28 protein-coding genes are annotated in these 26,883 nt (G+C 61.4%); 27 read left to right on the forward strand and 1 reads right to left on the reverse strand.

Annotation, left to right across the window (positions count from 1 at the left end; genetic code table 11):
- Positions 1 to 31: 31 nt before the first annotated feature.
- The 12 genes from BN1123_RS21785 (at position 32) to BN1123_RS01985 (ending at position 9,541) form a co-directional block, all read left to right on the forward strand.
- Entirely contained in the window at positions 32 to 1,315 is a 1,284-nt protein-coding gene (locus BN1123_RS21785) for a motility associated factor glycosyltransferase family protein (protein ID WP_042025067.1), read from the forward strand.
- Positions 1,315 to 1,590 carry a hypothetical protein gene (locus tag BN1123_RS01935; RefSeq protein WP_042025068.1) on the forward strand — a complete coding sequence of 92 codons (276 nt, stop codon included), beginning with the start codon at positions 1,315 to 1,317 and terminating at the stop codon, positions 1,588 to 1,590. The genes BN1123_RS21785 and BN1123_RS01935 overlap by 1 nt, the downstream gene beginning before the upstream one ends.
- A 182-nt stretch (positions 1,591 to 1,772) precedes the next feature.
- Positions 1,773 to 2,612, forward strand: coding sequence for a lateral flagellin LafA (gene lafA, locus BN1123_RS01940; RefSeq protein ID WP_042025069.1), 840 nt, complete (start codon positions 1,773 to 1,775; stop codon positions 2,610 to 2,612).
- Between the two features lie 112 nt (positions 2,613 to 2,724).
- Positions 2,725 to 4,008, forward strand: a complete 1,284-nt coding sequence (gene lafB / locus BN1123_RS01945; RefSeq protein WP_042025070.1) for a lateral flagellar capping protein LafB — start codon at positions 2,725 to 2,727, stop codon at positions 4,006 to 4,008.
- Between the two features lie 42 nt (positions 4,009 to 4,050).
- Positions 4,051 to 4,443 (forward strand): lateral flagellar export chaperone LafC, encoded by a 393-nt coding sequence (gene lafC, locus BN1123_RS01950; RefSeq protein WP_042025072.1) that lies wholly within the window; start codon positions 4,051 to 4,053, stop codon positions 4,441 to 4,443.
- Between the two features lie 180 nt (positions 4,444 to 4,623).
- The gene (locus tag BN1123_RS01955) at positions 4,624 to 4,920 is read left to right on the forward strand and encodes a LafX (protein WP_124238846.1); all 297 of its coding nucleotides are present in this window, start codon (positions 4,624 to 4,626) and stop codon (positions 4,918 to 4,920) included.
- Positions 4,911 to 6,023: a flagellar hook-length control protein FliK gene (locus tag BN1123_RS01960; RefSeq protein ID WP_082037445.1), complete on the forward strand. Its 1,113-nt coding sequence runs from the start codon at positions 4,911 to 4,913 to the stop codon at positions 6,021 to 6,023. The genes BN1123_RS01955 and BN1123_RS01960 overlap by 10 nt, the downstream gene beginning before the upstream one ends.
- 49 nt (positions 6,024 to 6,072) lie before the next feature.
- Positions 6,073 to 6,519: a lateral flagellar basal body-associated protein LafF gene (gene lafF / locus BN1123_RS01965; protein WP_269469380.1), complete on the forward strand. Its 447-nt coding sequence runs from the start codon at positions 6,073 to 6,075 to the stop codon at positions 6,517 to 6,519.
- A gap of 27 nt (positions 6,520 to 6,546) precedes the next feature.
- Positions 6,547 to 7,236: a lateral flagellar system RNA polymerase sigma factor LafS gene (gene lafS, locus BN1123_RS01970; protein WP_371144517.1), complete on the forward strand. Its 690-nt coding sequence runs from the start codon at positions 6,547 to 6,549 to the stop codon at positions 7,234 to 7,236.
- Positions 7,237 to 7,288: 52 nt separating this feature from the next.
- Entirely contained in the window at positions 7,289 to 8,146 is an 858-nt protein-coding gene (gene lafT, locus BN1123_RS01975; protein WP_026456514.1) for a lateral flagellar motor stator protein LafT, read from the forward strand.
- Entirely contained in the window at positions 8,146 to 9,099 is a 954-nt protein-coding gene (gene lafU, locus BN1123_RS01980) for a lateral flagellar motor protein LafU (protein WP_026456515.1), read from the forward strand. The genes lafT and lafU overlap by 1 nt, the downstream gene beginning before the upstream one ends.
- A complete protein-coding gene (locus BN1123_RS01985) occupies positions 9,080 to 9,541 on the forward strand; it encodes a PilZ domain-containing protein (protein ID WP_026456516.1) in 462 nt (153 codons plus the stop codon). Before lafU ends, BN1123_RS01985 begins: the two co-directional genes overlap by 20 nt.
- On the opposite strand, the gene BN1123_RS01990 is transcribed toward BN1123_RS01985, so the two are convergent.
- Positions 9,483 to 10,481: a lytic transglycosylase domain-containing protein gene (locus tag BN1123_RS01990; RefSeq protein ID WP_197064429.1), complete on the reverse strand. Its 999-nt coding sequence runs from the start codon at positions 10,479 to 10,481 to the stop codon at positions 9,483 to 9,485. The genes BN1123_RS01985 and BN1123_RS01990 overlap by 59 nt on opposite strands.
- Before the next feature lie 105 nt (positions 10,482 to 10,586).
- Here BN1123_RS01990 and BN1123_RS01995 point away from each other — a divergent pair, with 105 nt between their 5' ends.
- The 15 genes from BN1123_RS01995 to ftsZ all read left to right on the forward strand — a co-directional run bounded on the left by BN1123_RS01995 (position 10,587) and on the right by ftsZ (position 26,879).
- Positions 10,587 to 10,883: a hypothetical protein gene (locus tag BN1123_RS01995; protein ID WP_026458065.1), complete on the forward strand. Its 297-nt coding sequence runs from the start codon at positions 10,587 to 10,589 to the stop codon at positions 10,881 to 10,883.
- Between the two features lie 237 nt (positions 10,884 to 11,120).
- Positions 11,121 to 11,579, forward strand: a complete 459-nt coding sequence (gene mraZ, locus BN1123_RS02000) for a division/cell wall cluster transcriptional repressor MraZ (RefSeq protein ID WP_042025074.1) — start codon at positions 11,121 to 11,123, stop codon at positions 11,577 to 11,579.
- Positions 11,580 to 12,518, forward strand: coding sequence for a 16S rRNA (cytosine(1402)-N(4))-methyltransferase RsmH (gene rsmH / locus BN1123_RS02005; RefSeq protein WP_026458063.1), 939 nt, complete (start codon positions 11,580 to 11,582; stop codon positions 12,516 to 12,518).
- A gap of 3 nt (positions 12,519 to 12,521) precedes the next feature.
- Positions 12,522 to 12,836, forward strand: coding sequence for a cell division protein FtsL (gene ftsL / locus BN1123_RS02010; protein ID WP_026458062.1), 315 nt, complete (start codon positions 12,522 to 12,524; stop codon positions 12,834 to 12,836).
- The gene (locus BN1123_RS02015) at positions 12,833 to 14,590 is read left to right on the forward strand and encodes a penicillin-binding transpeptidase domain-containing protein (protein WP_042025075.1); all 1,758 of its coding nucleotides are present in this window, start codon (positions 12,833 to 12,835) and stop codon (positions 14,588 to 14,590) included. Before ftsL ends, BN1123_RS02015 begins: the two co-directional genes overlap by 4 nt.
- Entirely contained in the window at positions 14,571 to 16,055 is a 1,485-nt protein-coding gene (gene murE / locus BN1123_RS02020; protein WP_042025076.1) for a UDP-N-acetylmuramoyl-L-alanyl-D-glutamate--2,6-diaminopimelate ligase, read from the forward strand. The genes BN1123_RS02015 and murE overlap by 20 nt, the downstream gene beginning before the upstream one ends.
- Positions 16,052 to 17,407: a UDP-N-acetylmuramoyl-tripeptide--D-alanyl-D-alanine ligase gene (locus BN1123_RS02025; RefSeq protein WP_042025078.1), complete on the forward strand. Its 1,356-nt coding sequence runs from the start codon at positions 16,052 to 16,054 to the stop codon at positions 17,405 to 17,407. The genes murE and BN1123_RS02025 overlap by 4 nt, the downstream gene beginning before the upstream one ends.
- Positions 17,401 to 18,483, forward strand: a complete 1,083-nt coding sequence (gene mraY, locus BN1123_RS02030) for a phospho-N-acetylmuramoyl-pentapeptide-transferase (protein WP_026456764.1) — start codon at positions 17,401 to 17,403, stop codon at positions 18,481 to 18,483. Before BN1123_RS02025 ends, mraY begins: the two co-directional genes overlap by 7 nt.
- A 4-nt stretch (positions 18,484 to 18,487) precedes the next feature.
- A complete protein-coding gene (murD, locus tag BN1123_RS02035) occupies positions 18,488 to 19,771 on the forward strand; it encodes a UDP-N-acetylmuramoyl-L-alanine--D-glutamate ligase (protein WP_042025079.1) in 1,284 nt (427 codons plus the stop codon).
- Entirely contained in the window at positions 19,768 to 20,949 is a 1,182-nt protein-coding gene (gene ftsW, locus BN1123_RS02040; protein ID WP_042025080.1) for a cell division protein FtsW, read from the forward strand. Before murD ends, ftsW begins: the two co-directional genes overlap by 4 nt.
- The gene (gene murG, locus BN1123_RS02045; protein WP_042025081.1) at positions 20,949 to 22,031 is read left to right on the forward strand and encodes an undecaprenyldiphospho-muramoylpentapeptide beta-N-acetylglucosaminyltransferase; all 1,083 of its coding nucleotides are present in this window, start codon (positions 20,949 to 20,951) and stop codon (positions 22,029 to 22,031) included. The genes ftsW and murG overlap by 1 nt, the downstream gene beginning before the upstream one ends.
- Positions 22,032 to 22,142: 111 nt before the next feature.
- The gene (murC, locus tag BN1123_RS02050; protein ID WP_042025084.1) at positions 22,143 to 23,597 is read left to right on the forward strand and encodes a UDP-N-acetylmuramate--L-alanine ligase; all 1,455 of its coding nucleotides are present in this window, start codon (positions 22,143 to 22,145) and stop codon (positions 23,595 to 23,597) included.
- A gap of 98 nt (positions 23,598 to 23,695) precedes the next feature.
- Positions 23,696 to 24,448 (forward strand): cell division protein FtsQ/DivIB, encoded by a 753-nt coding sequence (locus BN1123_RS02055; protein WP_042025085.1) that lies wholly within the window; start codon positions 23,696 to 23,698, stop codon positions 24,446 to 24,448.
- On the forward strand, positions 24,429 to 25,688 hold the full coding sequence (ftsA, locus tag BN1123_RS02060; protein ID WP_026456699.1) for a cell division protein FtsA: 1,260 nt from the start codon (positions 24,429 to 24,431) through the stop codon (positions 25,686 to 25,688). Before BN1123_RS02055 ends, ftsA begins: the two co-directional genes overlap by 20 nt.
- Positions 25,689 to 25,727: 39 nt before the next feature.
- Positions 25,728 to 26,879: a cell division protein FtsZ gene (ftsZ, locus tag BN1123_RS02065; RefSeq protein WP_026456700.1), complete on the forward strand. Its 1,152-nt coding sequence runs from the start codon at positions 25,728 to 25,730 to the stop codon at positions 26,877 to 26,879.
- The last annotated feature ends 4 nt before the right edge of the window (positions 26,880 to 26,883 follow it).

The raw sequence follows: 26,883 nt of genomic DNA on the forward strand, positions 1-26,883 counted from the left end.
CCGATACCTCATATCAAGTGGCAGCAAAACCATGATTGACTACTTCCCGCAGCACGCCGAGGTGCTGGCCAGGCGCTGGCCGCGCCTGCTGGCCCATCTGCAAGGCTGCGACATCAATGCCGTACCGGCCGAACTCATTGAAGGGTTGAGCTCCACCCTCGTCATCAATGGCATCCAGCTGACCAGCCGTCATGACAGGGTACGCGAGGCCGAAAAAATTGCCGCAGGTGCCCCCGAGGATCTCGGCGAGCTGACCCTGTACGGGACCGGACTCGGAGATCTGCCCAGGGTGTTGCTGCGCCGCAAACGGCTGCGCCGGCTCAACATCAAGGTGATGAACTCCGCCGTCTTTGCGCTGGTGCTGCACCTGACGGATCAGGGGGACTGGCTGGCCGACCCCAGGGTGCGGCTGATGCTGCCGGAAGAGAACGAGCTGGTGATGTCCCCCTTCCTGTTCCTGGCCTCCGAGCTGGAGCTGGCCGACGAACAGAGCGCCAAGATCCGGGATCGGGTGTTGATCCAGAGTCGCCGCGAGCTGTTCAACGCCGAATATGCCAGCGACAGGATCGTCAACCGCCTGCACGACAACCTCGAGTTGCTGCGCCAGGATCGGGATGTGGCCAGCCTGTTCAACACCCTGAAGGGACGGGAAGTCTATGTTCTGGCGACCGGCCCCACCCTGGCGGATCATCTGCCCAGGCTCAGGCAAATTAGGGAGCAGGCGAACCGCCCCCTGTTCATCAGCGTGGATACTGCCCTGCGTCCCTTGCTGGAGCACGGGATCCGGCCCGACATAGTGGTCAGCGTGGATATCAACATTCACCAGGGGATCCTGCACCCCGAATGGTCTGACGATATTGCCCTGGTCTACATCCCCATGGTGAGCAAGGCCGTACTCTCCGGCTGGAGGGGGCCGCGTTACGGCGCCTACGAACAGCTGGATAGCTATGCCAAGCTCAACAAGGTCGCTCCACGGGCCACTCTGTTTACCGGGGGGAGCGTGATCCATCCCGCCACCGATCTGGCGGTGAAGATGGGAGCCCGGCAGATCACCCTGTTCGGGGCCGACTTTGCCTATCCGAGAGACAAGAGCCACACCGGCTGGGATGAGGGGCAGCTGGGGGCCCAGTCCCATTACGGTCGTCGTACCGTACCAAACGGTCATGGTGCACCGGTAAAAACCCTGCTGAGCTTCTGTATCTATCTGAACTATATGGAGCTCTACATCAAGATGCAGCCCGGGGTGCGCTTTATGAACAGCAGCCGGGAAGGGGCCCGCATTCTGGGTACCACCTATAACGAGGAGTTCGCCTGATGCTGGATATCGAGAGCTTCAAGTCAGGGGCGGATGCGCTGGCGGGCATGCTGCGGGCCGGTCAGGATGAGGCCGCCTGCTATGAGTGCGGTCGCATGCTGCAACTGCTGATCCCCTTCATGCCCCAGATGTCTGCCGATGTGCAGGGGGAGATGCTGGCCCTCTCCAAGCTGCTGCTGCAGTGTCAGGAGCGCCATGACTGGTTCGGCCAGTGCGACTATCTGGAGTTTGAACTGCCGGTGCTGCTGGACCGGCTGGCCGCCGAGCTGTCATAGGGACGGATTGGCAAAGAAGAGAAAATGTCGGCCCGGTGCCGGCATTTTTATTTGGGAAGCCGTGTGCGGCCGCAGGGTGAAAAAAAACTGGTCCGGATTCTCAATTTTTGGCGGGTGATGGTCGTCCTTACTCTTTGTCAACCAAACAAGCTGCTGCGCAGCCCCACATAGAGGAAATCACCATGGGCTTGTCCATTCATACCAACTTCGCATCCATGACCACCCAGAGCCAGCTGAACACCACCAACAAGATGCTGGGTACCGCCATGCAGCGTCTGGGTACCGGTCTGCGTATCAACTCCGCTGCCGATGATGCAGCCGGTCTGCAAATCGCCACCCGTCTGCAAGCCCAGTCCAACGGCCAGAAGGTTGGTATGCGCAACGCCCAGGATGCCATCTCCATGATGCAGACCGCCGAAGGCGCCATGGACGAGATGACCAACATCACCCAGCGCATGAAAGATCTGGCTACCCAGGCAGCCAACGGCACTAACAGCACCAAAGACATTGCCGCCATGGACGCCGAGTTTGGCGAGCTGAGTGCTGAGCTGCAAAACATTAGTAAAAACACCACCTTCGGTGGTACCAAACTGCTGGACGCAGGTGGCAAGTTCGAGACCGGTGCCGTCTCCTTCCAGATCGGCGCCAGCAAGGATGAAGTACTGAAAATGGATGCCAACACTCAGGTTAAAGCCGTGAATACCGCGATCAGTACTGCTGCTGGCGTTACTTTGGACGCGTCTACTGCTTCAGGTCAGATCACCGCGATGGACACCATGCTTGAGAAGATTGGTGAAGCCCGTTCCACCTTCGGTGCCAACATCAACCGTCTGGACCACACCATCAACAACCTCTCCAACATGAAAGAGAACACCGACATGGCCAACGGTCGCATCATGGATGCCGACTTCGCCCAGGAAACCACCAGCATGACCAAGAACCAGATGCTGATGCAGGCTGGCATGTCCGTGCTGTCCAACTCCAACCAGATGACCGGCATGGTAACTTCCCTGCTGCGTTAATGGTGTGGCGGGCCGCCTGCGGGTGGCCCGTTTTCTTGCCGTGTCTGGGGCAAAGGGGAAACCGGCCTTTTGCCACAGACATGCCATCAAGCTTTCAAGAAGGGTATGAAGAATGCAGATCGATCCCGCCGGCACGGCGATGCAACTGGTCGCCCTTGAGCGGCAGAACATGGACAAGCTGCTGAAAAAGCAGATGGACAGCATCACGGGTCAGCGCAAGGCGCTCACAGCCCTGCACACCAAGCTCTCCAGCTTCCAGACCATGCTCAAGGATCTCAACAAGGCCTCCAACCTGCAGGCCCAGAAGGGGACGGTCTCGCAAGAAGGGTTCATGAAGGTGACCAGCGATGGCACCGCCAGCTCAGGCCAGTACAACCTCTTTGTCGAACAGCTTGCCCAGGCTCATCAGGTCGGCCTCTCCCTGGATAGCGAGAGCGCCCAGCTGCCCGCCACCGGCACCCTCTCGCTGGAGGTGAAGGGCAAGAAGCTGGAGATCGATCTGGCCAGCCTGCCCGCCGGTTCCACCGTCAAGGACCTGGTGTCCGAAATCAATGACGCCAAGGACAATCCCGGGGTCAAGGCCACCCTGGTGCGCTCCGATGGCAAGGTCAACCTGGTATTGACCAGCACCGAAACCGGTACCGAAAACGCCATCGCCATCAACTATTCCGGCGATGCGGGCGACATGCTGGGCACGGCTCTGGCCGGCAAGCGCGACATCACCAAGGCGCAGGATGCCAAGCTGCAGATGGGGGGGGACAACCCGCTGACCATAGTCTCCGCCAGCAACAAGGTGGAGAACGTCATCGACGGCCTGACCCTGGAGCTGACCAAGGCGCAAAAGCCGGGGGAGGCGCCGCTGCAGGTGGTAGTCGCCCAGGACAAGGAGGCGGTCACCGGTTCACTCAAGAAGTTTGTCGACAGTTACAACGAGCTGGTGGACGAGCTGGCCAAGATGACCTCGAGCGACCCCAAATCACCGGGAGCGCTGGCCTCGGACAGCGGCATCCGCAGCCTCAAGAGCATGCTGGGAAACAGCGTGCGGGATCTGCCCAACGGCATGACCCTGGGCTCGCTCGGGATCAAGACCGACCGGTACGGCAAGCTCTCCTTCAACGAGACCGACTTCAACAAGGCGCTGGAGAAGGATCCCGAGCTGCTGGGCAAGGCACTGCTGGGGGATGATGGTCTGCTCAAGCGGATGAGCACGGATCTCGATCCTTACGTCAAGCGCGATGGCGTGCTCAAGTCGCGCAACGCCGGTCTGGATGCCAATGAAAAACGGGTCAATGACCGGATGGCTGCGCTGGATCGCAAGATGGAAGCCGCGTATAAACGCTACCTCAACCAGTTCACCACTATGAACCAGATGCTGCAGAGCATGGGGGCGTTCTGACGTCACCACTCTGTCGCAGAACCTTAATCGAGCGAGTCCGAGATGTTTGAACCTCAAGATGGTTATGATGCCTACCAGTTTGCTGCCACCCAGGCCAAGGCGGCCAGCGCCGATCCGCACCAGCTGGTGCTGATGCTGATGGATGGCCTGCTGGACGAGATTGCCAGGGCTGAGGGACATATTCTGGCCAAGCAGTTTGAGCGCAAGGGACAGGCGATCAGCAAGTGCCTGCAGATCCTGGGAGGGCTCGACAGCGCCCTGGACATGGAGAAGGGGGGTGAGCTGGCCGCCAATCTGCATCGTCTCTATGACTATTGCGGACAGAAGCTGTTCGAGATCAGCGTGTCCAACAATGTGGCCGGTTTTGCCGAAGTGCGCAGCATTCTGGGCGAGCTGAAGGACGGATGGGAAGTCATGGCCCGTCAACCCCGTTAAGGCGGAAGTGCAGTTTCCCGCCTGTTCCCCGGATCTCGCGCTCCGCCGCGATGCGGGGCGCAGTATCATTCTGGCGTGCTCTTTGCTTAGCTCTGGGCATGTCAGCAAAAGAATCCCATTTGGTACCCATTTATGTCCCTTGATACAGCACGACCCCTGTCCCCTCAGGAACAGGAGCGGTTGTCATTGCAAGTGCTCGGACTGGCGCGTCTGCTGTTGCAGCAGGCGCAGGCAGGGGAATGGGAAGTCCTGAAAGAGACGGATGCCAGGCTGGCCCGTTTTGCCAGCCAGATGGCGGACAAGCACCCGCAAAGCTGGGCGGCGATGGCCACCACGAGAGCAGAGGTCAGAGCCCTCTATCAGAGTGCCATCACCCTTTGCCAGCACGAGACCGATCGCCTCAAGGGGGCGTGGCAGGCGCTCAATGGTCAGCGCGAGGGGTTGGCAGCCTATGACGAGGTACAACAATGGCAATGATCCCGCTGGCGGGTGGTGAACTTGCACCGACCCGAGAGTCATTTGCGAAACACAGACTGAACCAGTCGTCGCAGGAGGGGGATGACTCCTACCTGCAGGCGGATGCCCTGGCGCAGGAAGAGTTGCAGGCGGAGCCGGTGACTGGCTTCGTACAGGCCCCCGTGACCGATGAAGTGCAAGGGGAACAGCTGGAGGGGGCGAGCGAACAGTTGCAAGCATTCAGCCGCATGTTGCCCTCCTTCGTATTGCTGGAAGAGCGTATCCAGCAGTCGGCAAGCGGAGCCGCGTCTCCGATCCCGTCTCAGGGAGCCGTGCCGCCGGCACAGATGGTGGAAGAGGTTGCCCTGACCCAGCCACCGCTCTCGTTTCGTGGCCTGCAGCAGCGGACCCTGCTGGCTGAACAGGGGAGCGTCGCGTTCAGCAATGCTGCTCCCCAGCTCAAGGAGAGTGCCTTGCCCGGTCAGGATGCCTCTGCAGCCCCCGTGGCCGAGCAGGCGCGCGCCGCAGGGGATGGCAAGGGGGCTGTACGGGAAGGGGTGCAGGCCAGGCTGATCAGCACCCTGCAACCCATGCTCAATGCCCAGCCCCAGACCGGCGAGCGGGAGCCGGTGGCGCTTGATCCGAAACTCATGGTGCTGCCGGCCAGCCAGCTGGCGCCGAGCAAGCCTGCCGAATACCAGTGGGCCCCGGTCAAGCTGCCGGACAATCAGGCCCAGTGGGGGCAGCAACTGATGAGCCTGCTTCATGACAAGGTCGAGCTGCAGGTGAACCAGCAGGTCAAGCAAGCGCATATCCGGCTCGATCCTCCCGAGCTGGGTCGGCTGGAGTTGACCGTGCGGGTCGAGGGCGATCGCCTCAACGTGCAGCTCAATGCGACCAACCCCGCCGTGCGCGATGCCCTGATCCAGTCGATGGAGCGGCTGCGCATGAGCCTGGCTCCCCACCACTCTGGCGGCGTCGACGTCAATGTCGGCCAAGGGGGGGAGCAGAACCCCAAACAGCGCTGGCAGGGAGACGAGATCCTGGCCGGACGCCAGCAGTGGCGCGATGAGCTGGAGCAGAGCGGCAAGAGCCGTCCCGATTGGTTGAATACCCTGGTGTAACCGTTGCCTTCAGGTAAAGAGAGAGTGGATTGATATGATTCGGCGAGTGATGAAGTGGTTGATGATAGTCGTGCTGGCGATCGTCTTGCTGGCCGCCCTGGCTTATGGTGCTTATCTCAAGCGCGATCTGATCGCCGTCTGGCTGGGGCTGGAAGAGCCCAAACCCGAGTTGAGCGAAAAGCCGCTGTTCAAGCCGCTGGATCGGTTCGTAATAAGCCTGGAGGGGGATTCCCAGTCCCACTACCTGGTGCTGGAGCTGGCGCTGGTGACCCATAATCCCGCCCAGCTGGAGGAGCTGCGTATGCTCAACCCGCTTATCCGCAACGCCATGGTGCAGTACTTCAGTCATCGCTCCAATGACGATGTCCAGAAGGAGCTCAAGGATATCACTGCCTTGCAGACCTCCCTGCTGGGCAAACTGGTCACAACCCTGCAGAGCTATGGCTACAAGCCCTATCTCGACGAGGTGCTGATCACCAAGGTACTGGTGCAGTAACCCCTCATGATCGACTCCGCCTGGGATATGCAGCACGAGTTCGGCACCAGTGCGCCGGCCACGAGCGAACAGACCATCCTCACCCGTTATCTGCCGCTGGTTAAGCGTGCCGCCAGCCACCTGCGCAGTCAGGTGACGGCCGCCTTCGACCAGGAAGACATGGAGCAGGTCGGCATGATGGGGCTGCTGGAGGCCTGGCGTCGCTACGGCAGTGAGCCGGATGCCCAGTTTGAGAGCTATGCGTTCAAGCGGATCCGTGGCGCTATGCTGGACGAGTTGCGCAGGCTCGACTGGCGCCCTCGTCAACTGCGCCAGCAGGTTCATGGCCACAACCAGATGCAGCGGGAGCTGCACAACCGCCTGGGGCGCGTGCCGACGGAACAGGAGTTGGCACAGGCCCTCGACTGCTCCGTCGACGAGGTGCGCCAGCTGGCCTATGCCAGTCAGGCGGAGGCTCTGCAGAGCCTCGAGGACTGGCTCGAAAACGGTGGCCGGGCTCCGGCCGCCGAGTCGGATGACACGGATCTCGCCATGACCATCAGCAAGGTGCTCAAGTCGCTGGACAAGCGCGAGCAGTTGCTGCTCTCCCTCTACTACCAGCACGAACTGAACATGAAAGAGATTGCGCTGGTGCTCGGGCTCACGGAATCCAGAGTTTGTCAGCTGCACAAGCAATGCGTGCTTCAGCTAAAGCAGAGACTGGTCGACTCCATATAAGTAGTCTCTTTCCCCTGGCGGGTGGGGTTCGTTCAATTGTGCGGGAGCATTCATGCAAAAACAGATCGGCATCGGTGTCACTTTAATATGTGTGCTGGGAGGCTTCATGATGGCCGGGGGCAACCCGATCGCGCTGTGGCAGCCTTCGGAACTCATCATCATTATTGGCGCGGCGGCTGGCTCCATGTTTCTGGGCAACTCCAAGGAGGTGATGCATGAGATGTGGCGGCAGATCAAACAGTGCTTCAAGCCGAACAAGGAAGAGAAAGAGGTCTACCGCGAGCTGCTGACCCTGATGCACCAACTGCTGGAAGAGACCCGCAGCAAGGGGATGAAGGCCCTCGATGAACACATTGAGAATCCCCAGCAGAGCTCGGTGTTTTTGATGTATCCCCAGGTTTCTGAAGATCCCCAGCTGCTCGGCTTCATCGTCGAGAACCTGCGCCTGCTGGGGATGGGCAAGATCACTCCTCACGAGCTCGATACCCTGTTGGAGCAGGAGATCATGGCCATCGAGGAAGACATGCTCAAGCCGGCGCATGCCCTGCACAAGACCGGCGAGGCATGCCCGGGCTTTGGCATTCTGGCGGCGGTCATGGGGATCATCATCACCATGCAGCAGCTGGACGGTCCGCTCAGCAACATAGGCGTGCATGTGGCTGCCGCGCTGGTCGGCACCTTCCTCGGCATCTTCTTCTGTTACTGCCTGCTCGAACCCCTCAGCAACGCCATGGAAGAGATGGTCAAGCGTCGCATCGGCCTGCTGATGTGCATCAAGTCCATTCTGCTGGCCCAGTTGCGCGGCAAGACTCCCCTGCTGGCGGTGGATTCCGGTCGCAAGATCCTGGAGCCTGAGGTCAAGCCCAGCTTCCTTGAGCTGGAAGACTGGGTGACCAACAGGGCGATGTAATGCGCAATCACGAACAGATCATCGTCAAGCGCCAGCAGCGTCGCAACACCGGTCCCAAGAGCGGGGGCGCCTGGAAGGTTGCCTTCGCCGATTTCACCCTGGCCATGATGGCCTTCTTCATGGTGCTCTGGATCCTGGCCGTCTCCAACCAGGAGGAGCGGGAAGTGGTGGCCAGTCGTCTGCGTGACTACAGCATCATGGACAGCGAGGCGAACCCTTTCGATATCAGAAACAGCCCCTACCCGGTCGATCTCGGGGGCAATCCCTCCGTGCTTGACGAAGTCATGCCCAAATACCAGACCGAAGGCCAGCCGATGCCGAGACATATCTCGGGCAACAGGAGCATTTTCTCGGATGAAGGCAAGAACGGCTACGAGAGCCTGCTGGTCGGCAAGATCGAAGGGGAAGCACAGATGAAACAGCTGGCCGGTTTCATCGGCTCGCTGGCGGATGAGGTGCAGGCCAAGAACAACCTTGAACTGCAGCTGGTGCCACAGGGATTGCGGATCCTGATCCGGGACGACGAGCAGCGAGAGATGTACAGCCGCGGCAGCGCGCGTATCACCCCCTTCTTCCGCCACATGCTGCTGGCACTGGCACCCGTGTTCCAGCGCATCGAGAACAAGATCATGATTTCGGGCCACACCGACAGCACCCCCTTTGCGGGCGACAACTACAGCAACTGGGAGTTGTCGTCGGATCGCGCCATGATGGCGAGACGGGTACTGCAGGCAGGCGGTATGCCACCCGATCGGGTTGGCCAGGTAAGCGCCATGTCGGATACCATGCTGGAAGATCGGGCGAATCCCCACAGCAGCCAGAATCGCCGTATCGAATTGCTGATCATGACGACCCAGGCGGAAAACAGCCTGAAACAACTGTTCAGTTCCCAAACCCAGGCTGCTGCCCAGCAGGCCAAGGATGCCCTTAACCATGGAAATTCAAGAAACTGATCTGTTGTTTCAAAACAGCAGTGATGATCCCAGACGCAAGCTGCCGCGCTGGTACCTGCACGACGGCACCACGCCGCTGGAGTCACAGAGCTGCGGTATCGCGGCCCGTCTGCTGGTATCGGGCCTGTTGTTTGACCGCAGCATAGGTCGGGCGGTGATCAAGGATCTGGGGCCGGGAGGCGTCGGATTTCTTGCGCCGGCCCGCTTCGAGTTGCCCGAACAGGTGACCCTGAAGCTGGCTCCCGCCATGACCCTGACCTGCCATATCACTCATCGCCGGGGTATCGGCCGTTACCTGCGTTTCTATGGCGCCCGCTGGAGCGAGCCCGAACAGGTGGATCTGGCTCCCTTGCTCAGCCACTGGCGCCATTGCTTCAGGGCGCTCAGAACAGAGGCCGCGTCTGACCCATCCCCAACGGATCCGGAGAAGGGAGCAGCCTGATCTCGCTGCGGGTCATGTCCAATCCCCGGGCCGCCCGCAGCAACAAGGGATCGTGCAGACTCTCGAGGGAGACCGCTTTTCTCTCCTGCGGCCGGACTGGTTGTCCGGCGACCATGACTTTCTCTTCCTTGCGATATACCACAGGACAGTTGCCGATGCCGCTGGCCTCTGGCAGTTGCCAGGCCGGGTTCCAGCGCAGTGCCTGGTTCATCGAGATGCCTTTTGCCGAAGCCCACGCCATGAGGGAGCAATTGGCGACTCTCTGGAATACCTGCACATCGGATCCTGCTTGCCAGGGCGGCAGTTGCAACTGGAAACGTTCGGCCCGGTCGAGCAGATTGGCGAGCGCGACGAACCGCGCCACATATAGCCGGGTTTCGGTCGGCAGGTCCAGTTCCCAGACGTTGCGGCTCTCCGCCCTCATGACCGCTTTCAAGACACGCCCCTCGCCGGCGTTATAGGCCGCCAGCGCCAGCAGCCAGTTTTCACCGAAGAAACGATAGAGCCAGCCCAGATAAGTGAGGGCTGCCTCGGTAGCCAGCGGGAGCGAGTAGCGACCATCGAACTCGCGGGTGATGGGCACGGAAAAACGGGTCGCCGTGTCCGGCATCAACTGCCATGGGCCCGCTGCGCCGGCGGCGGAGACGACATCGAGGCGATAGCTGCTCTCAATCAGGGGAACAAACGCCAGCAAGGGGGGAAGATGGCGGTTTTTGACCTGCTCGGATATCCAGCGGATCACGGGTTGGTTGTCCGCCAGTCGGCGCTGCAAATAGGATTTCTGCTTCAGCAGATATTCGTGCTGCTGGGCAACCAGAGTCGCTCCTTCCCCCTGGATCGGGGCAGGAAAGCCGCTTTGCCAGTGATATTTATCGTAAGCGAGACAAACTGAAGAGAATAAAAATAGTCCCAGGGCCAGATACAATCTTGGGAATGTCATTTTCTGTTGCCGGGGAAATGCAGGCATAATGGAAAAAACATGATATATCTCAACAGTTTTTGATGGGTTTAGTCGCTAGGTCATGTGGAGTCAAGGATGTAAAACATGATAGCACGAGTCAAAAAGTCACCCAAAGCGGGGAAAATAATCCAGAAGTTCCTGCTCTACCTGATCCTCGCCAATTTTGTATTGATGGGGCTGTACATCTGGCATGCCGGTGAACTGACTCTGGGTGTGAATATCCTGCTCACCCTGCTGCTGATTGTGTACAACTTGTTGCTCTGCCAGCTGGTGTGCCTGCGAGCCCGCCGTTTCAGTGATAGTTACATCATTTATCCGGTCGTAGGCGTAAGCATTATTTTGTGTGCAGTCGTATTGTTCCGCTTCATTATTGCGCCATGAGTGGTCGCGACTTCCTTGGCAAAAATTAATCTTCACCGGTTTCCAAATAAATAACTTGTGAAAAATCAACTCATTTAATCGGCACTACGGAAACGCCGCGTCAATATGTTCCCCCTGTCCTATCTCCTTGCTTGAAAAGCCCCCTGCACGTCCTTAAACTTCAGGGTGGGGAAAAGTGGATCAAAGTGGTTTTTAGAGGGGCATCCAGCCACTCATTTACCTTTCAGGGACTTCAATTTGTTGCGTGGCGCTCACGCCATCAGCCTGGACAGCAAAGGGCGATTGGCGATTCCGACCAAATTTCGTGACTGGCTGCGCTCCGAGTGCGACGGCCAGCTGGTCTGCACCATCGATATTGCCCACCCCTGTCTGCTCCTTTATCCCCTGACCGAATGGGAAGAGGTCGAGCGCAAGCTCAGGACCCTTTCCAGCATGCACCCCCAGGAGCGCCGCTTGCAGCGCCTGCTGCTGGGACATGCCACCGAATGCGAGCTGGACGGCAATGGCCGTCTGCTGCTCAGCCAGCCGCTGCGCAACCACGCCGGGCTGGACAAGAAGATCATGCTGGTGGGCCAGCTCAACAAGTTTGAGTTGTGGGATGAAGCCCGCTGGCAGCAACAGGTCAATGACGACATCTTGGGACTGCCCGAGGACGATTGGGCAAGCTCGCCACGACTACAGGATTTCTCTTTATAAATGACCCAAGCCGCTGAACACATCACAGTGCTGTTGCACGAAGCCGTCGAAGGTCTGGCCATCAAGCCGGACGGTGTCTACGTCGATGGTACTTTTGGCCGTGGTGGTCATTCTCGCCTGATCCTCCAGCATCTGGGCCCCAATGGCCGGCTGATCGCCATCGACCGTGATCCCCAGGCTATTGCCGAAGCGGCCAAGATCCAGGATCCCCGCTTCGAGATCGTGCATGGCCCCTTCTCCGGCATCACCGGCTATTTGACAGAGCGTGGCCTGCTGGGCAAGGTCGACGGCTTCCTGCTCGACCTGGGCGTCTCTTCTCCCCAGCTGGATGACGCCGAGCGCGGCTTCAGCTTCATGAAAGATGGCCCCCTCGACATGCGGATGGACCCCACCACGGGCCAGAGCGCCGCCGAGTGGTTGGCCAAGGCCGACGTGGATGACATCGCCTGGGTATTGAAGACCTTCGGCGAGGAGCGCTTTGCCAAGAAGATCGCCCGCGCCATCGTGCACGATCGGGTCACCGAACCCTATGTGCGCACCCGCCAGCTGGCGGAGATGATTGCCCGGGTCAATCCCAGCAAGGAGAAGGGCAAGCACGCCGCAACCCGCAGCTTCCAGGCTATTCGCATCTATATCAACAGCGAGCTGGACGAGATTGAAACCGCGCTGAATGGCGCGCTGGAGGTGCTGGCACCTCATGGCCGCCTGTCGGTGATCAGCTTTCACTCTCTGGAAGATCGGCTGGTCAAGCATTTCATCCGCAAGCACGAGAAAGGGCCGGAGGTGCCGCACGGCATCCCGCTCACCGAGGCGCAGCTGGCGGGTGGCCGCAAGTTGAAGTCGGTCGGCAAGGCGCTCAAGCCTTCCGATCATGAAGTCTCTGAAAACACCCGGTCACGCAGCTCGGTGCTGCGGGTGGCCGAGCGTCTGGCGGATTAAACCATGAGTGAGGTGCGCGTTCATCTGGCCAAGGAGATCGCAAGCGATCTCTGGCGGCACAAGTTGCAGATTTTTCTGTCGGTCGCCGTGCTGGTGACCGCCTTTGCCGTGATCCTGGTGACCAACATGACTCGCGGCCTGACCGCCAAGCAGAACGATCTGATGGCGGAAGAGGATCGCCTCAACATCGAGTGGCGTCACCTCCTGCTTGAACAGGGCACTTTGGCGGAACACTCCCGGGTGGCGAGTCTGGCCATGGACAAGTTGCAGATGGCTCGCCCGCTGGTGACCACCGAGAAGGTAATAACCCAACCATGAAACGCAAGGCGACAGCCAAATCGGCCAAAGCGAATATCAAGGCGCCCTCCATCTATCCATGGCGCTTTCGCACTCTGGTGGTCTTCATCGGCATTGCGTTTGTCGGCCTGATCCTGCGTCTGGCGTGGATCCAGGTGATCAATCCTGATCGCCTGCGCCAGGAGGGGGACATGCGTTCCCTGCGTACCACCTCCACCCAAGCGGTGCGCGGTATGATCACCGATCGTAACGGCGAACAGCTGGCTGTCTCCGTGCCGGTCGAGGCGGTCTGGGCGGATCCCAAAACGGTGCACGAATCCGGCGCCATCAACAACGAGCGGGCCTGGCTGGCGCTCTCCGCCGTGCTCAAGCTCGACATCAACACTCTCAAGCGGCGCATCGCCAACCCCAACAAGCGTTTCGTCTACCTGCAGCGGCAGGTGACGCCGGCGGTCTCCGAGTACATCAAGGGACTCAAGCTGGGGGGCGTCTATCTACGTCCCGAATCGCGCCGTTTCTACCCGACCGGCGAGATCAGTGCCCATCTGGTGGGGGTAACCAACATCGACGGCAGCGGCATCGAGGGGATCGAACGCAGCTACAACGAGTGGCTGACCGCTACCCCGGGCGAGATGCGGGTGCGCAAGGACAGGCAGGGCCGGGTCATCGAACGGCTGGGGATCGTCAAGGAGGGCAAGAACGCCAACGATCTGCAGCTGAGCATCGATCAGCGGGTGCAGGCGCTGGCCTATCGCGCCCTCAAGCGCGCCACCGACGAGAACAAGGCGACCTCCGGCTCCATGGTGATGCTGGACATCAAGACCGGCGAAGTGCTCGCCATGGTCAACACCCCCTCCTACAACCCCAACAACCGCGGTCAGTACCAGAGCTTCCGGGTGCGCAACCGGGTGGTGACCGATACCTACGAGCCGGGCTCCACCATCAAGCCATTGATCTTGCTGAGCGGTTTGCAGGCAGGCGTCACCAGCTGGAAGGATTTCATTCCGGGCGGACCGCTCTATATCGGGGCCAAGCAAATCCGTGACGTGAGTATCCACAAGGCGACCAACTTGTACGACATCCTGCGTTACTCCTCCAACATCGGCATGTCGCGCATCGCCCTGCGGATGCCGGCCCAGGAGATGATCAACACCCTCAGCATGTTCGGCTTCGGCATGGATACCGGCAGCGGCCTGATGGGGGAGAGCAGCGGCATGCTGCCCCAGCGTCGTCGCTGGTCCGATATCGAACGGGCGACCCTGTCGTTTGGCTATGGCCTGCGGGTCACTCCGCTGCAACTGGCGTCCGCCTACGCCACCCTGGCCAACAAGGGCAAGCGGGTGCCCATCTCCATCGTCAAGGTGACCAAGCCGCCCAAGGGTGAGCAGGTCATCGATCACAACAACGCCGCCGCCATGCTGCAGGCGCTGGAATACGTGGTCGACAACGCCATTCCCAAGGCCAAGATCCCGGGTTACCGGGTCGGCGGCAAGAGTGGTACTGCCAAGGTCGCCGTGGCTGGCGGCTACGGCAAGGATTACATGGCCTGGTTTGCCGGGTTTGCCCCGGCCAGCGATCCCCGCTTCGTCATGGTGGTGGTGATCAACGAACCCAAAGGCAAGGCCTACTATGGTGGCGCCGTGGCGACGCCGCCCTTTGCCGAGGCCATGGGAGGGGTGCTGCAGCTCTTCAATATTCGTCCCGATGCAGTACCGCCATCAGTTCCCACCAAACTTGCCCGTACGGAGGCTAACAATGCAGTCCCGCGCACTTGATCTGTTGCTGCGCCCATTCGGAATCGAGGCGCCGGCGCTTCCCCTGACCGACATCCAGCTGGACAGTCGGCGGGTCGGCCCGGGCTCTCTCTTCATCGCCATTCGCGGGCATCAGGTCGACGGCAGACGGTTTATCGAACAAGCGGTGGCTCAGGGAGCGACCGCTGTTGTGTATGAGGAGGACGGTGAATTCGTTGCTCCTGCGACGTCAATCCCCTGTATCGGCATGGTGGGTCTACCTGTCCGTCTCTCCGAGCTGGCGGGTTATTTTTACGACCAGCCGGCGAACAAGCTGCAACTGGTGGGGATCACCGGCACCAACGGCAAGAGCACGACCGCGCTGCTGGTCGCCAACTGGCGCACCCTGCTGGGGGGCAAGGCCGGGGTGATGGGCACCATAGGTAACGGGCTGTTTGGCGAGCTGATTGAGGCGGAAAACACCACAGGCAGCGCCGTCCAGGTGCAGGCCAATCTCGCTGACCTGCAGGCGCAGGGGGCGGATCTGGTGGCGATGGAGGTCTCCAGCCACGGCCTGGTGCAATACCGGGTCGCGGCCCTGCCATTTGCCGCCGCCGTGTTCACCAACCTGAGCCGGGATCACCTCGACTACCACGGCACCATGGAGGCCTATGGCGCTGCCAAGGAGCTGCTGTTGCAACTGGTGGATGAACGTCATGCGGTGATCAACCGGGACGATGAACTGGGTGCCCAATGGCTGGCGAAATACCCGGATGCAGTCGCCTTCAGCGTCCATGGCCCGGTTGAGAACCATCCTGGCCGTCAGTTAACGGCGCAGCAACTCGATTTTCATCAGCAAGGTTTCCGTGCACGGATTAACTCCAGCTGGGGGGATGGTGTATTATCCGCCCCCTTGCTCGGCCGCTTCAACGTCAGCAATGTGCTGGCGGCCATGGGGGTCATGCTGGTGCTGGGCTACGACTTCGACGCCCTGCTGGCCACCGCGTCGCAACTGCAGCCAGTGACTGGCCGCATGGAGTGTTTCGGCGGTGGCGATGCGCCGCTTGCCGTGGTCGATTATGCCCACACCCCGGATGCCCTGGAGAAGGCGTTGCAGGCCCTGCGGGTGCACTGCAAGGGCCAACTCTGGTGTCTGGTGGGCTGTGGTGGCGACCGGGATCGCGGTAAGCGTCCCATGATGGCCGCCGTGGCTGAACAGTTTGCGGATCGGGTGATCCTGACCGACGACAATCCCCGCACCGAGGATCCGGCCCGGATCATGGCCGACATGGTAGCGGGTCTTCGCGATCCCGCGACGGTGCCGGTGGAACACGACAGGGTCAGGGCCATCAACCTGGCACTTGGACAGGCGAGCAAGCAGGACATCATCCTGGTGGCCGGCAAAGGCCACGAGGATTATCAGATTATTGGAACCGACAAGCGGCACTACAGCGACCGGGAAACCGTCGCCGCCGCCTTGCATACATTATTGGAGTCATTCACATGATGACCCTCAGGCTTGCCGACTTGGCGCAGGCGCTCGATGCCCGTCTGATTGGTGAAGATGGTGAGATCACCGCAGTCAGTACCGATACCCGCACTCTGAGTAGCGGAGCCCTGTTTGTCGCCCTGCGTGGCGAGCGTTTCGATGCCCATGATTTTTGTGAGCAGGCCGTTGCCGCCGGGGCATCCGCCCTGCTGGTTGAGCGTGAACTGCCGCTGGCCGTGCCCCAGTTGGTGGTGGCCGACAGCCTCAAGGGGCTGGGGCTACTTGGCAAGCTGGTGCGCGAGCGCATCAATCCGAAAGTGCTGGCCATCACCGGCAGCTGTGGCAAGACCACGGTGAAGGAGATGGCGACCGCCATCCTGCGCCACGAAGGGGAGGTGCTGGCCACCGCCGGCAACTTCAACAACGAGGTGGGGGTACCGCTCACCTTGCTGCGCCTGGAACCGCAACACCAGTTCGCGGTGATGGAGCTGGGCGCCAACCACCCGGGCGAGATCGCCTGGACCACCTCCCTTGCCAGACCCGACGCTGCCCTCATCAACAACGTGGCGGCCGCCCATCTGGAGGGTTTTGGCTCCCTGGAAGGGGTGTTTCACGCCAAGAGCGAGATCTTCGAGGGGCTGGGCGAGGGCGGCTGCGCCATCGTCAATGCCGACAACGAGTTCTGGCCCAAGTGGCGCGAGCACGGCATCACCTGTGCCTTCTCCATCGACGATCAGAGCCAGCCGTTCCATGCCCGCGATCTGCTGATCAACGGGCAGGGCTGTGCCGAATTCGTGATGGTGACACCACAGGGTGAAGTGGCTCTGACCCTGGCCATCCCGGGCCGCCACAACGTGGCCAATGCCCTGGCGGCGGCGGCAGGTTGTCTGGCGCTGGGGGCGTCACTGGCCTCCGTCAAGGCGGGCCTGGAGCAAATGGCGCCGGTCAAGGGGCGCTTCTGCGCCCTGCGCTGGGGTGGCCTCACTCTGGTGGACGATACCTACAACGCCAGCGTGGAGTCCGTGCTGGCGGGCATCGATGCCCTGACCGCCATGGGTGGCTTCAAGGTGCTGGTGTTCGGTGACATGCGGGAACTGGGTGAGGAGTCTGCCGAGCAACATGCCCGGGTCGGCCGTCATGCCCGCGAGTGCGGTCTGGATGCCGTGCTGACAGTAGGGGAACATAGTCGCCATACCGCAGATGCCGCGGCTGGCCGACATTTTGACAATAAGGCGTCGTTGTTCGAAGTGCTTGCGCAAATGATTGATAAAAATCAGGAAATTTCAATTCTGGTCAAGGGGGCCCGCGGCTCCCGTATGGAAGATATCGTCGAGATGGTCAAAGACCGTCAGGAGTCAGCCTCATGCTAGTCTGGCTGGCGGAACTGCTCACCCCGCACTTCACCTTCTTCAACGTCTTCTCCTACCTGACGTTTCGCGCCATCCTGTCGATCATCACGGGTCTGGGGGTCGCGCTCTGGCTGGGACCGCGCCTCATCCGCCGCCTGCAGATCCTGAAATTTGGTCAGGTGATCCGCAACGACGGTCCCGAGTCCCACCTCAGCAAGCGTGGCACCCCCACCATGGGCGGTCTGATGATCCTGGCCGCCATCTTCACCTCCGTGCTGCTCTGGTGCCGCCTCGACAACCCCTATGTCTGGCTGGTGCTGTTCGTGCTGGGGGCCTATGGTGCCATCGGCTTTGCCGATGACTACCTCAAGGTGGTGCGCAAGAATACCGACGGTCTGATCGCCCGCTGGAAGTACTTCTGGCAGTCGGCGGTCGCGCTGATCGTGGCGGTCGTCCTCTATACCACGGCGACCCACGATGGCCAGACCCAGCTGGTAGTGCCCTTCCTCAAGGATGTGATGCCCCAGCTCGGCCTGATGTTTATCCTGCTGACCTACTTCGTCATCGTCGGCACCTCCAACGCTGTCAACCTGACCGATGGTCTCGATGGTCTGGCCATCATGCCAACCGTGATGGTGGCGGGGGGCTTTGCCCTGATCGCCTGGGCGACCGGCAACGTCAACTTCGCCAGCTACCTGCATATTCCCTATGTGCCCTATACCTCCGAGCTGGTGATCGTCTGTACCGCCATCGTCGGGGCAGGTCTGGGCTTTCTCTGGTTCAACACCTATCCGGCCCAGGTGTTCATGGGAGACGTGGGCTCCCTGGCACTGGGCGGCGCGCTCGGTACCATCGCCGTGCTGGTGCGCCAGGAGTTCCTGCTGGTGATCATGGGCGGGGTCTTCGTGATGGAGACAGTCTCTGTGATCCTGCAGGTCGGTTCCTACAAGCTGCGCGGTGTGCGGATCTTCCGCATGGCGCCGATCCATCACCACTACGAGAAGAAGGGCTGGCCGGAGCCACGCGTCATCGTGCGCTTCTGGATCATCACCCTCGTGCTGGTGCTGCTGGGTCTTGCCACCCTGAAGGTGAGATAAGGCCATGGTCATCATCATCGGATTGGGTAAAACCGGACTCTCCTGCGTCGATTACTTCCTCGGTCGTGGTGTCACGCCACTGGTGATGGACACCCGCGCCAACCCGCCGGGCAAGGATCAGCTGCCGCCCGGGGTGGAGCTGGTCCAGGGGCTTGACGCCGAGCTGCTCAAGCAGGCGCATATGATAGTGGCGAGTCCGGGCATCGCCCTGGCGACTCCCGAGCTGAAAGCCGCTGCCGAGTGCGGCGTGCAGATCATCGGCGACATCGAGCTGTTCGTGCGCGACACCGAAGTGCCGGTCATCGCCATCACCGGCTCCAACGGCAAGAGTACGGTGACCACTCTGGTGGGCGAGATGATCGCCGAGGCCGGGCTCAAGGTCGGTGTGGGCGGTAATATCGGCACACCGGCACTGGAGCTGCTCAAGCAGCCGATGGATCTCTGCGTACTGGAGCTCTCCAGCTTCCAGCTGGAGACCACCTACAGCCTGCGCGCCGCCGCCTCCGTGGTGCTCAACCTCTCCGAAGATCATATGGATCGCTATCAGGGCATGGCCGACTATCGCGCCGCCAAGATGGAGATCCATCAGCACTCCCAACACATTCTGGTCAACCGTGACGATGCCCAGACCCTGCCCGATGTAGGTCAGGTTTGGCAGAGTTTCGGCCTCGACTGCAACGGCTACGGCCGCTGCCTGCTGGATGGTCGCCAGTGGCTCACCCTCCATGGCGAGCCACTGCTGGCGGTCGACGAGATGAAGATCGTCGGAGCCCACAACCAGGCCAACGCGCTGGCCGCCATGGCCCTGTGCGATGCGGTCGGCATCCCCCGCGATGCCCAGCTCACCGTGCTGCGCCGCTTCGAAGGTTTGCCGCACCGTGCCCGCTTTGTGCGCGAGGTGAACGGGGTACGCTGGATCAACGACTCCAAGGCCACCAACGTGGGGGCGACCCTGGCCGCCGTGGCTGGCGTGCGCGAATCCGTAAAAGGGCGTCTGCTGCTGCTGGCCGGTGGCCAGGGCAAGGGGCAGGATTTCGGCCCCATCCAGGCGCTGCTCGGCAACCAGATCGATCACATGTACTGCTTCGGCCAGGATGCCGAGGTGCTGCTGGCCCTGGGTGAGCAGACCGAGCGGGTGGCGGACCTTGAAGCCGCCGTCGCCAAGGCGGCCGCCGATGCCAGGCCTGGTGACTGGGTTCTGCTGGCGCCCGCCTGCGCCAGCCTGGATCAGTTCAAATCCTTCGAAGTGCGTGGCGACCGCTTCACCGAAATGGTGATGGCCCTATGAACGCCCTTCGCGCAGTCGCAGGCCTGTTCCAGCGCTGGTTGTTGCCGGCGCGACCCGCCGGTCTCTACGATCGGCAGCTGGTACTGCTGGCGCTGTCGCTGATGGCGGTCGGGGTGGTGATCGTGGCCTCCGCCTCGATCCCGGAGGGGATTGCCCTGGGCGATGATCCCTTCATGTTCGTCAAGCGTCACGGCATGTTCCTGGTGATGGCGCTCGGTATCTCTTGGTTTGTGTTGCAGGTGCCCATGGCGCGCTGGCAACAGCACAACGGCCCCATGCTGCTGCTGGCCATCCTGTTGCTGGTGCTGGTGCTGCTGGTGGGGCGCAACGTCAACGGTGCGGTGCGCTGGCTGCCGCTCGGGCCGTTCAACCTGCAGCCTGCCGAATTCGGCAAGCTGGCGCTGTTCGTCTATCTGGCGGGCTACCTGGTGCGTCGCCAGAACGAGGTGCGCGAGGCTTGGCTCGGCTTCTTGAAACCGCTGGCGGTGTTCGGGGTGCTGGCCATCCTGTTGCTGTTGCAGCCGGATCTGGGCTCCACCGTGGTGATGTTCGTCACCTCGTTCGGCATGCTGTTTCTGGCCGGCGCCAAGCTGTGGCAGTTCATGATCCTGATTGGTGGCGGTTTGGGGGGCGTGATCCTGCTGATCATCGTCGAGCCCTACCGGATGCGCCGGGTGACCTCCTTCATGGATCCCTGGGCCGATCCGTTCGGCAGCGGCTACCAGCTGACCCAGTCCCTGATGGCGTTTGGCCGTGGCAGCTGGTTCGGCGAGGGGCTCGGCAACTCCATCCAGAAGATGGAGTACCTGCCGGAGGCCCACACCGACTTCGTGTTTGCGATTCTGGGTGAAGAGCTGGGCTATATCGGCGTGCTGGGCGCCCTGTTCCTCATCTTCGCCCTGGCGGTCAAGGCGCTCAAGCTGGGCCATCGCGCCCTGCAGGCCGACCGCCTCTATGACGGCTATCTGGCCATCGGCATCGGCATCTGGTTCAGCTTCCAGACCTTCGTCAACGTCGGCGCCGCCAGCGGCATGATGCCGACCAAGGGGTTGACCCTGCCGCTGGTCAGTTACGGCGGCTCCAGTCTCATCATCATGACGGTGGCGGTGAGCATGCTGATCCGAATCGATTTTGAATTGCGCCAGGCGACTGCCCAGGCGCGCGTGCGGGAGGTTTAGTGAGCAAGACGCTGTTGGTGATGGCAGGTGGTACCGGGGGCCATGTGTTCCCCGGTCTGGCCGTGGCCGATCGATTGAAAGAGCAGGGCTGGACCATCCATTGGCTCGGTACCGCCGACCGGATGGAGGCCGAGCTGGTGCCCGCCCATGGCTACCCCATCTCCTTCATCGATATTCAGGGGGTGCGTGGCAACGGCATCAAGCGGCTGCTGGTGGCGCCCTATCGCATCATCAAATCCATCCTGCAGGCGCGCCGGGTGCTCAAGACGGTGCGCCCTGACGTAGTGCTCGGCATGGGCGGTTTTGCCTCCGGCCCGGGTGGCGTTGCCGCCTGGCTCGCCGGCATCCCGCTGCTGCTGCACGAACAGAATGCCGCTGCCGGCATGACCAACAAGCTGCTGGCCCGCATTGCCAAGCGGGTGTTGATGGCCTTCCCCGGGGCTTTTGCGCCGAACCGGCGCACCGCTGTAGTCGGCAATCCTGTGCGTCCCGAAGTGGTGGCGCTGCCGGATCCCGAACTGCGCAGTGACAGCGAACCGCTGCACCTGTTGGTGGTCGGTGGCAGCCTGGGGGCCCGGGTGCTGAACGAGCAAGTGCCCGCTGCGGTGGCGGCTGCTGGGATCCCCATTGCGGTGCGCCATCAGTGTGGCAAGGGCAATGGCGAGGCAGTGAGCGCGGCCTACGCCAACGAGGGCCTGACCGCCGACGTGAGTGAATTTATCAAGGACATGGCGGGTGCCTATGCCTGGGCCGACCTGGTGGTCTGCCGGGCGGGGGCCCTGACCGTCTCCGAAGTGGCCGCTGCCGGTGTAGCCGCCATTTTCGTGCCGCTGCCCCATGCGGTGGACGATCACCAGACCCGCAACGCCCTGACCCTGGTCGACGGCGGTGCGGCGGAATTCCTGCCCCAGTCCGAGCTGACCACGGCCTCGCTGGCTGCGCGCCTCTCCTGGCTGGCCGGGCGCAGGGAAACCCTGTTTAACATGGCCCAGGCCGCCCGTCGCGTCGCCATTACCGATGCGACAGAGCGGGTTGCGGATGAATGCAAACGGCTCGCCACCAAACAGGGCGAGCACGCGTGATGAACAAGATTGCACGGACCGAGTCGTGCCGTGCGATCCCCGAATATAGCGATGCCGCCGGGCGGGTTGCCGGTGAATGCAAGTGGCTTGCGGCAGAATAAAGAGACGATTATGACCAAGGTTGAACTGGCAAAACTGCGTACCGTTATCCCCGAAATGCGCCGCGTGCGTCGCATCCACTTCATCGGCATCGGTGGTGCCGGCATGGGGGGGATTGCCGAGGTGCTGGCCAATGAGGGCTATCAGGTCACGGGTTCCGACTTGGCACGCAATGCAGTGACCGAGCGGCTGGCGTCGCTGGGTGCCCACATCTTCGTCGGCCACAGCGCCGAGCACGTCGCCGGAGCGAGCGTGGTGGTGGTCTCCACCGCCATCAAGCAGGACAACCCCGAGCTGCTGGCGGCCCGCGAGCTGCGCATCCCCGTCGTGCGCCGTGCCGAGATGCTGGCCGAGCTGATGCGTTTCCGCCATGGCATCGCCATCGCAGGTACCCACGGCAAGACCACCACCACCAGCCTGGTGGCGAGCATTTATGCCGAGGCGGACCGGGATCCGACCTTCGTCATCGGCGGCCTGCTCAACAGCGCCGGCACCAATGCACGCCTGGGCAGCAGCCGTTACCTGATCGCCGAAGCGGACGAGAGCGACGCCTCCTTCCTGCATCTGCAACCCATGGTGTCCATCGTGACCAACATCGAAGCGGATCACATGGACACCTACGGCGGCGACTTCGCCAAGCTGAAGGCCACCTTCATCGAGTTTCTCCACAACCTGCCTTTCTACGGACTGGCGGTGGTTTGCATCGATGATCCGGTGATCCGCGGCCTGCTGCCGGAGATTGCCCGTCCCACCCTGACTTACGGTCTGTCGGACGATGCCGACGTCCAGGTGCTGGATTTTGTCCAGACAACCAATCACAGCTGCTTCCGGGTACGCCGCAAAGAGGCGGGCGAGCTGCAAGTCACCCTCAATCTGCCGGGGATCCACAACGCCCTGAACGCGGCGGCGGCGATAGCTGTCGCGACCGAGGACGGGGTGAGCGACGAGGCCATCATCCGGGCGCTGGCCAAGTTCGAGGGGGTGGGCCGCCGCTTCCAGCAATATGGCGTGTTCGAGACCGGTCGTGGCAAGGCCATGCTGGTGGACGATTACGGTCACCATCCGAGCGAAGTGAAGGTGACCATCAACGCGGCTCGTGCCGGCTGGCCCGAGAAGCGACTGGTGATGGTGTTCCAGCCACACCGCTATACCCGCACCCGCGATCTCTACGAAGACTTTGCCGATGTGCTCTCCAAGGTCGATGTGCTGGTGATGCTGGAGGTTTATGCTGCCGGCGAGGAGCCGATCCCCGGCGCCGATGGCCGAGCCCTGTGTCGCTCCATCCGCTCTCGTGGCAACCTGGAACCCATCTTTGTGGCCACGCCGGATGACGTGCCGGCGGTGCTGGCCGACCTGGTTGGCGAGGGGGATCTGGTGCTGACCCAGGGAGCCGGCAACGTCGGTGCCCTGGCACGTCGTCTCGGTGAGATGAAATTGAGCATAGAGAGCATGAAATCTGGTGCTTGAGGGCCCAATGAGTATTTTGACCGCCAAGCCGGGGCCTATATAATGGCGAACCGGTCTGCCAAAAGGCCGGTTTAGCGCGTTACACGGGGATCGATCGGGTGGAGTCAAGGGCACAGGGGCGCACCAAGGGTGGCTTCATCGCAGGAGTGGCGTTTTTCCTGCTGGTGATATGGGGCTGCTACCGGACGGCGCTGGATGTTAAAGGTTGGCTGACTGACGCCAATCGGTTGCCCATGAGCGAGTTGTTGCTGCAGGGGCAACATCAGTATTTGCAGACAGAGGAGTTGCGGCAGGCCGTGCTGGATGGTGCCGAGTCGCGCAACTTCTTCGAGCTGGATGTGAACGAATTGCAGGGGCGTCTGAATGCCCTGCCGTGGGTGGCCTCGGTGTCGGTCCGCAAGAAGTGGCCGAACAAGATCAAGGTCTATCTCACCGAACAGGATGTGGCGGCGCGCTGGAATGGCAACCGCTTCGTCAATACCCAGGGCAAGGTGTTCAGTGCTCCGGATCGGGTCAAGGTGCCGCTGATACAGCTGTCAGGGCCGGATGACCAGGCGGCCCGGGTATTGAAAGAGAGCCGGCAGTACGAGTCGCAACTGGCTGCCAAAGGATACAAGTTGCTGGGAGTGAATCTGACTCCTCGCCATGCCTGGGAACTGACCCTGGATGGCAATATCAAGCTGTTCCTCGGACGCAACGACATCGCGCTCCGGTTGCAGCGGTTTATCGATGCCTTCCCGGTGATCGAACCCCGTTCGCAGGTTGCGTACGTGGATCTTCGATACGACACCGGAATGGCGGTTGGCTGGAAGAAAAGCGAAGAGAAAGTGCATGACCAACACCGCAGATAGGAATTTGATTGTCGGACTGGATATCGGCACTACCAAGGTGGCGGTTCTGGTCGGGGAAGTATTGCCGGACGGCGAACTGAACGTCATCGGCATGGGCAGTCACGCATCCCGCGGCATGGAGAAGGGCGGGGTCAACGATCTCGACTCCGTGGTCAAGTCTCTGCGTCGTGCCGTGGAAGAGGCCGAGATGATGGCCGACTGCCAGATCAGCTCGGTTTACCTCGGTCTGTCCGGCAAGCATATCGATTGTCGCAACGAGACCGGCATGGTGCCCATCTCCGACGAGGAGGTGACCCAGGAGGATGTGGACAACGTGATCCACACCGCCAAATCGGTACGTCTGTCTGACGAGCTGCGGGTGCTGCACGTGCTGCCCCAGGAGTTCGCCATCGATTACCAGGAGGGGATCAAGAACCCGGTCGGTCTCTCCGGCGTGCGGATGGCGGCCAAGGTCCATCTGGTGACCTGCCACAACGACATGGCGCGCAACATCGAAAAATGCGTAGAGAAGGTAGGTCTGCGGGTAGATCAGCTGATCTTCTCCGCCCTGGCCTCCAGCTATGCGGTGCTGACCGAAGACGAGAAGGAGCTGGGTGTCTGCGTGGTGGACATTGGCGGTGGCACCATGGACATGTCGCTGTTTACCGGCGGTGCCCTGCGTCACACCAAGGTGATCCCGTATGCCGGCAGCACTGTCACCAGCGACATCGCTTACGCCTTCGGCACACCGCCGCTGGACGCCGAGGCGATCAAGGTGCGTTACGGCTGCGCCCTCGGCCGCCTGGTCAGCAAGGAAGACAATATTGAAGTACCCAGTGTCGGCGGCCGTCCGGCGCGCAGCCTGCAGCGGCAGACACTGGCTGAAGTGATCGAACCCCGTTACACCGAGTTGCTCTCCATGGTGAATGACGAGCTGGTGCGGGTACAAAGCGAATTGAAAGCGCAAGGGGTCAAGCATCAGCTGGCTGCCGGTGTGGTTCTGACCGGTGGTGCGGCCCAGATCGAAGGCGTGGTGGAGTGCGCAGAGCAGATCTTCCAGTGCCAGGTCCGGGTGGGTGAGCCCATGAATATACGTGGTTTGAGCGATTACGTGCAGGCGCCTGTCTACTCGACTGCGGTCGGGTTGTTGCAGTACGGCCGTACTCATCAGGCGACAGGTAGCAACAAAGAATATGCCGCCAAGGCAAGTGTCGGTGGTCTGGTCAAACGGGTCAGCAACTGGCTGCGTGGCGAGTTCTAAGAATTTTGCTGAAGTCAGCAAATAAAGCGGAGAGACGATATGTTTGAATTCATGGATAGCCATACTGACGAAGCCGTCATCAAGGTGATCGGTGTCGGTGGCGGCGGTGGCAACGCCGTCGAGCACATGGTGCGTCAGAACATCGAGGGCGTAGAGTTCATCACGGTGAACACCGACGCCCAGGCACTGCGCAACTCCAGTGCCAACACCACCCTGCAGATCGGCGGTGGCATCACCAAGGGTCTTGGCGCTGGCGCCAACCCGGAAGTGGGCCGTGACGCCGCCATGGAAGATAGGGAAGCGCTGCGTGAGCTGCTGACCGGTTCCGACATGGTCTTCATCGCAGCCGGCATGGGCGGCGGTACCGGTACCGGTGCTGCGCCGATCGTGGCCGAAGTGGCCCGCGAGATGGGCATCCTGACCGTGGCCGTGGTGACCAAGCCGTTCTCCTTCGAAGGGAAGAAGCGGATGGGCTTTGCCCAGCATGGTATCGAAGAGCTGTCCAAGAATGTCGACTCCCTGATCACCATCCCCAACGACAAGTTGCTGAAAGTGCTGGGCCGCGGTATCTCCCTGCTGGACGCCTTCAAGGCTGCCAACGACGTGCTGCTGGGCGCGGTACAGGGCATCGCCGAGCTGATCACCCGTCCGGGTCTGATCAACGTCGACTTCGCGGACGTGCGTACCGTTATGCGCGAAATGGGTACTGCCATGATGGGTACCGGTTCAGCCTCCGGTGACGATCGTGCCGAAGAAGCGGCAGAGAAAGCCATCTCCAGCCCGCTGCTGGAAGACGTGGATCTGGCCGGTGCCCGTGGCATCCTGGTCAACATCACCGCCGGCATGGACATGACCATCGAAGAGTTCGAAACCGTGGGTAATGCGGTCAAGGCCTTCGCCTCCGAGAACGCCACCGTGGTGGTGGGTACCGTAATCGATCCGGAAATGCACGACGAGCTGCGTGTGACCGTGGTTGCGACCGGTATCGGTGCCGAGCGCAAGCCGGACATCACTTTGGTCAAGAGCAGCCAGGTGCAAGAGCGCCCGGTGCGCCAGCCGCTGGTTAGCGACATGATGCAGGGCCGCGTGATGGAAGAGGCTCCGGCCAAGGTGGTCAACGCCGAGCCGCAGGCTCGTCGCGAACCGGATTATCTGGATATTCCGGCGTTCCTGCGCAAGCAGGCTGACTAAGCCT

Origin of the sequence: Aeromonas enteropelogenes, assembly GCF_000819845.1 — a bacterium.
GTDB lineage: Bacteria > Pseudomonadota > Gammaproteobacteria > Enterobacterales > Aeromonadaceae > Aeromonas > Aeromonas enteropelogenes.

Bases quoted from the DNA above. Each gene is read 5' to 3' on its own strand.
- BN1123_RS21785 (WP_042025067.1), top strand. From the start codon at position 32: ATGATTGACTACTTCCCGCAGCACGCCGAGGTGCTGGCCAGGCGCTGG.
- BN1123_RS01935 (WP_042025068.1), top strand. From the start codon at position 1,315: ATGCTGGATATCGAGAGCTTCAAGTCAGGGGCGGATGCGCTGGCGGGC.
- lafA (WP_042025069.1), top strand. From the start codon at position 1,773: ATGGGCTTGTCCATTCATACCAACTTCGCATCCATGACCACCCAGAGC.
- lafB (WP_042025070.1), top strand. From the start codon at position 2,725: ATGCAGATCGATCCCGCCGGCACGGCGATGCAACTGGTCGCCCTTGAG.
- lafC (WP_042025072.1), top strand. From the start codon at position 4,051: ATGTTTGAACCTCAAGATGGTTATGATGCCTACCAGTTTGCTGCCACC.
- BN1123_RS01960 (WP_082037445.1), top strand. From the start codon at position 4,911: ATGGCAATGATCCCGCTGGCGGGTGGTGAACTTGCACCGACCCGAGAG.
- lafF (WP_269469380.1), top strand. From the start codon at position 6,073: ATGAAGTGGTTGATGATAGTCGTGCTGGCGATCGTCTTGCTGGCCGCC.
- lafS (WP_371144517.1), top strand. From the start codon at position 6,547: ATGCAGCACGAGTTCGGCACCAGTGCGCCGGCCACGAGCGAACAGACC.
- lafT (WP_026456514.1), top strand. From the start codon at position 7,289: ATGCAAAAACAGATCGGCATCGGTGTCACTTTAATATGTGTGCTGGGA.
- lafU (WP_026456515.1), top strand. From the start codon at position 8,146: ATGCGCAATCACGAACAGATCATCGTCAAGCGCCAGCAGCGTCGCAAC.
- BN1123_RS01985 (WP_026456516.1), top strand. From the start codon at position 9,080: ATGGAAATTCAAGAAACTGATCTGTTGTTTCAAAACAGCAGTGATGAT.
- BN1123_RS01990 (WP_197064429.1), bottom strand. From the start codon at position 10,481: ATGACATTCCCAAGATTGTATCTGGCCCTGGGACTATTTTTATTCTCT.
- BN1123_RS01995 (WP_026458065.1), top strand. From the start codon at position 10,587: ATGATAGCACGAGTCAAAAAGTCACCCAAAGCGGGGAAAATAATCCAG.
- rsmH (WP_026458063.1), top strand. From the start codon at position 11,580: ATGACCCAAGCCGCTGAACACATCACAGTGCTGTTGCACGAAGCCGTC.
- ftsL (WP_026458062.1), top strand. From the start codon at position 12,522: ATGAGTGAGGTGCGCGTTCATCTGGCCAAGGAGATCGCAAGCGATCTC.
- BN1123_RS02015 (WP_042025075.1), top strand. From the start codon at position 12,833: ATGAAACGCAAGGCGACAGCCAAATCGGCCAAAGCGAATATCAAGGCG.
- murE (WP_042025076.1), top strand. From the start codon at position 14,571: ATGCAGTCCCGCGCACTTGATCTGTTGCTGCGCCCATTCGGAATCGAG.
- BN1123_RS02025 (WP_042025078.1), top strand. From the start codon at position 16,052: ATGATGACCCTCAGGCTTGCCGACTTGGCGCAGGCGCTCGATGCCCGT.
- mraY (WP_026456764.1), top strand. From the start codon at position 17,401: ATGCTAGTCTGGCTGGCGGAACTGCTCACCCCGCACTTCACCTTCTTC.
- murD (WP_042025079.1), top strand. From the start codon at position 18,488: ATGGTCATCATCATCGGATTGGGTAAAACCGGACTCTCCTGCGTCGAT.
- ftsW (WP_042025080.1), top strand. From the start codon at position 19,768: ATGAACGCCCTTCGCGCAGTCGCAGGCCTGTTCCAGCGCTGGTTGTTG.
- murC (WP_042025084.1), top strand. From the start codon at position 22,143: ATGACCAAGGTTGAACTGGCAAAACTGCGTACCGTTATCCCCGAAATG.
- ftsA (WP_026456699.1), top strand. From the start codon at position 24,429: ATGACCAACACCGCAGATAGGAATTTGATTGTCGGACTGGATATCGGC.
- ftsZ (WP_026456700.1), top strand. From the start codon at position 25,728: ATGTTTGAATTCATGGATAGCCATACTGACGAAGCCGTCATCAAGGTG.